Genomic DNA, 4,029 nt, shown 5'->3' on the forward strand with positions numbered 1-4,029 from the left:
TATTCATCAACAGGATTTGACAAAGAGCCAAGAATAAGTGGCTTAAATAAATTATTTACCATTTTCCTGGAAAAACAAAAACGCTACATCGCTAAAACTTGCGATATAACGTTCCTGTCACGAAAGTGCTCAAAATCTACCGTGACTACTATTAATTAAAGTTTTTCTTTGTTAACTACGTTTAACTTGTCGTCCAAGTCATACACAACTGGTTGGCCTGTAGCCATTTCCAAGCTGACGATATCATCATCTGAGATACCTTCAAGATACTTAGTCAAAGCACGCAATGAATTACCATGGGCTGCGATAATCACGTTTTTACCGTCCAAAAGATCTGGAGCAATATGGTCTTCCCAGAATGGCATGACACGTTCCAAAGTAACCTTCAAGTTTTCACCGCCTGGAACAACATGTGGATCCAAGTTAGCATAACGACGTTCCTTAACAGCAGAACCTTCGTCATCAGCCTTCAAAAGTGGTGGCAAAACATCGTATGAACGACGCCATGTATGAACTTGTTCTTCACCAAATTTTTCAGCAGCTTCTTTTTTGTTTTGGCCTTGCAATGCACCATAGTGACGTTCGTTCAAACGCCATGTCTTGGTTTCAGGGATCCATAGTTGGCCGCTTTCTTCCAAAGCAATGTGCAAAGTCTTGATAGCACGTGTCAAAACTGATGTATAAGCTTGGTCAAATTCGATCCCAGCTTCTTTAAGTTTTTTACCTGCTTCTGTAGCTTCTTGTACACCTTTTTCGCTCAGGTCAACGTCAACCCAGCCAGTAAAAAGGTTCTTTAAGTTCCATTCACTTTGTCCGTGACGGATGAATACTAATTTTGGCATATTTAGTACAGACCTCTTTCTTTTATTTTTTTATTATACAAGCTTATTTTACACTCAATTTTGCAAAATTAACAGTATTTTGTGAAAATTTAAGCTTGATTTTCTTGAAGTGTTTTCACTAAGGATGAAACAGCTGCCTGCAGGTTTTCAGGTGTCGTGGCCAAATTGATCCTAATGTGCCCTGCGCCCCCTTGACCAAACATGCTGCCAAAGTCCACCGCTAATTTTGCTTGGTCTTGAACTACATGTTTAAGTTCTTCAGGTGCAACGACTGCTGACAGATCGACCCAAGCTAAGTACGTCCCTTCCTGGTCAGTGATCTTAATTTCGGGGAAAGCTGCCTGCAAATGAGCCTTCAAATAGTCATAGTTATCCTTGACTACCGCCAATAGTCCTGCTAACCAGTCGGCACCATCGCTGTAAGCTGCTTGTCCAGCAACCATTCCTAAAATATTGCTTGCTGGAGCATGCAATATCTCTTGTTGTTGATCATAGCGATCACGCAGTTGCGGATTAGGGATAACAACATGACTGATCAACAATCCTGCCATATTAAAAGTCTTTGATGGCGAATCGACCATGATCATATTGTCGCGATAGAAACCATCCTTGATCGACAAAGCCGAAACAAACTTCTTATCTGACGGCAACAGATCATGGTGGATCTCGTCACTGATCACTAGCACTTGTTCTTTGCGACATAATTCTAACAAATTGGCAAGCTCTTCTTCAGTCCACACCCGCGCCACAGGATTATGCGGGTTGCATAACATCAAAACTTTGACGTCATTTGCCACCATCTGTTCCTCGATTTTTTCGAGGTCCATTTTATACTCTTCACCAAAATCTACTAGTTCATTGGCAACAACTTTCCGATCATTGTCCTCAATAACATGGCGGAACGGATGGTAAACAGGCTCCATGATCATAACTGCATCACCTGGTATTGTCGAAAATTGCAGTAAAGTACTTAGTGATTGGACCACTCCAGTTCCAAACCGCAGCCATTCTTTATGCAGTTCGATCCCATAACGCTCTTTTTGCCAAGTAAAGTATGCATCATAATAGCCTTCCGGTGTCAGCGAATAACCAAAAGCACCATGTGCGACCCGCTTTTGAAGCGCGGTGACAGAACTTTGCGGGATCTTGAACTCAGTGTCGGCGACCCATAATGGATAAAGATCGCTGCTGCCGAATTCCTCTTGCATGCCATCCCACTTAACCGACGCTGTATCTTTACGATCAACCGCGTATTTTGCCAAAAACTCTTCTTTATTCACTAACTCGTCTCTCCTTTTTTACACGTTTCTTTTTAGTTTTCTTCTCGTTTCCAACAGAATGAACTCCCAATACTTCTAATAAAAAGATAAAGATCGGGATCCCAACGATCAGTCCCCAAGTGCCAAAAATATGTTCCGAAACAAATAGGACCACAAAGGTATAGAAAATCGGTAGGTTAGTCTTGCTAGACATTAATTTTGGATTTAAAACATAGGATTCCAAAGCATGGATCAGCAATATCATAAGCAAGACATACACCACAGCCTTAACTCCGCCATCAGTGTATGCGATCAAAGACATTGGAATTGCAGAAATGATCACACCAGCTACCGGGATCATACTTAGGATAAAGATCATGACCACCAAGCTATCAAGCTGTGGTATTTTCATTAAGCTTAAACCGATCAAAGTCAAGACTGTGTTTGCGATAGCAATAAAAAATTGCGCCTCTAAAACTACCCCAAAGGTATTAACAAAGATATTAGCAAAATAACGGATATCCTTAAAGAACCATGAATAAGGACCTGTTAAAAAGTTGCGTGAAAAAGAAAACATCCTGTCTTTTTCGATCGTGAAGAAGAAACTTAACAATAGTGCCATGAAAACTGAGACCCCAAAGGACCCCAAAGTAGTGATCGATTGGAACAAGATAGCCGCGCCGTTTTTCACCTGGGCCGTAATATCAGACTTGCTGATGTAATCACTGATGTAAGACACTACATCATTTGCTCCCTTGGGCGGGTTCTGGTAAAAAGTGATCACTGATTTGACCATTCCTTCAAATTGGTTAAAGATCTTCGGTGCATACTTGATCACAACAAAATAAACCCCAAATAATATTAGTGCGTAGACCACAATGACGATCATCAGACTCGGGATTTTGACCTTTTTTTGAATAAAGTTGATCAGGCGTACTACTAAAAAAGTGAAAATAAAAGTCAATAATATCGTGTTCATTAAGCCTCGAAGCGCAAATAAGGCCCCCACGATCAATGTTAGCACTACTGCTCGCCTTAGGCGGACGTTATTTATAAATTTTTCCCAAATAGTCATTATCTTCTCCCTTCAAATATGCACATATGTAAGATCATATTAAAATATATTGTTAATTCTACTCCATCAGGCACACAAAGTAATGAAATGCACCTCAAATTAAAAAACACACGCCCTCTTAAAACAGTTTGTGTGCGTAAACTTTATACTGTACTCCTTAAATATCTAACAATTGTTGCGGCTGATCCAACAAATAAGTCGGCCGTTCAGCTTTAATGGCATGAATATCATAGGCACCCCAACCAGCAGCAGCTGTATTGACCCCGGCTCTTTTTCCCATTTGCAGATCAAAAACCGCATCACCGATCATAACGGCCTGTTGCTTATCCAGCTGATATTTGTCGACTAGCTTCAAGATCCCATCTGGAGCTGGTTTATAATTATCCACCAGATCAGAACCGATCAGATCCGTAAAGTACTGACTGATCGCTAATTTATCCAAGTTCCGCTCTAGTGAAGCTGAACCTTTACTAGAAACGACATATAGGCTGTGCCCTGCGTCTTTTAGGTCCGCCAATACTTCCTTAATGCCAGGAAATAACTTGGTATTTTGATCTTCGATCGCTGAATAGTAGTCGCGAAAATCAGCGTACATTTTTTGCAGCTGAATATCATGTTCATCAAGATTTGCCCACATCGGAAAAGAGGTCTCGATCGGCAATCCCATCTCAGAAAAAATCATATCTCTAGTTGGCACAGGCTTAGCGGCGTCCGCAAAAACCTTCTGGACTGAAACGATCGAAGCTTCGCCAGAATTTGCCAAAGTATTATCAAAATCAAACAAAAAAGTTTCCATCTTAAATTCCATCCCTCATTATTAATCAAACTGCTACCTGAATTATTCATACTTTTC

At 40.7% G+C, this 4,029-nt stretch carries 4 protein-coding genes; all 4 read right to left on the reverse strand.

The features are described from left to right. Positions 1 to 155: 155 nt before the first annotated feature. Positions 156 to 842 carry a 2,3-diphosphoglycerate-dependent phosphoglycerate mutase gene (locus FC65_RS09230; RefSeq protein ID WP_056972449.1) on the reverse strand — a complete coding sequence of 229 codons (687 nt, stop codon included), beginning with the start codon at positions 840 to 842 and terminating at the stop codon, positions 156 to 158. 89 nt (positions 843 to 931) lie between these two features. Beyond that, a complete protein-coding gene (locus tag FC65_RS09235) occupies positions 932 to 2,122 on the reverse strand; it encodes a MalY/PatB family protein (RefSeq protein WP_056972450.1) in 1,191 nt (396 codons plus the stop codon). Continuing rightward, positions 2,115 to 3,176: an AI-2E family transporter gene (locus FC65_RS09240; protein ID WP_056972451.1), complete on the reverse strand. Its 1,062-nt coding sequence runs from the start codon at positions 3,174 to 3,176 to the stop codon at positions 2,115 to 2,117. The genes FC65_RS09235 and FC65_RS09240 overlap by 8 nt, the downstream gene beginning before the upstream one ends. A 157-nt stretch (positions 3,177 to 3,333) precedes the next feature. Further along, the gene (locus FC65_RS09245; protein ID WP_010497235.1) at positions 3,334 to 3,972 is read right to left on the reverse strand and encodes an HAD family hydrolase; all 639 of its coding nucleotides are present in this window, start codon (positions 3,970 to 3,972) and stop codon (positions 3,334 to 3,336) included. Positions 3,973 to 4,029: the final 57 nt, after the last annotated feature.

This window comes from Ligilactobacillus acidipiscis DSM 15836 (assembly GCF_001435755.1).
GTDB classification, from domain to species: domain Bacteria; phylum Bacillota; class Bacilli; order Lactobacillales; family Lactobacillaceae; genus Ligilactobacillus; species Ligilactobacillus acidipiscis.

Bases quoted from the DNA above. Each gene is read 5' to 3' on its own strand.
- FC65_RS09230 (WP_056972449.1), bottom strand. From the start codon at position 842: ATGCCAAAATTAGTATTCATCCGTCACGGACAAAGTGAATGGAACTTA.
- FC65_RS09240 (WP_056972451.1), bottom strand. From the start codon at position 3,176: ATGACTATTTGGGAAAAATTTATAAATAACGTCCGCCTAAGGCGAGCA.
- FC65_RS09245 (WP_010497235.1), bottom strand. From the start codon at position 3,972: ATGGAAACTTTTTTGTTTGATTTTGATAATACTTTGGCAAATTCTGGC.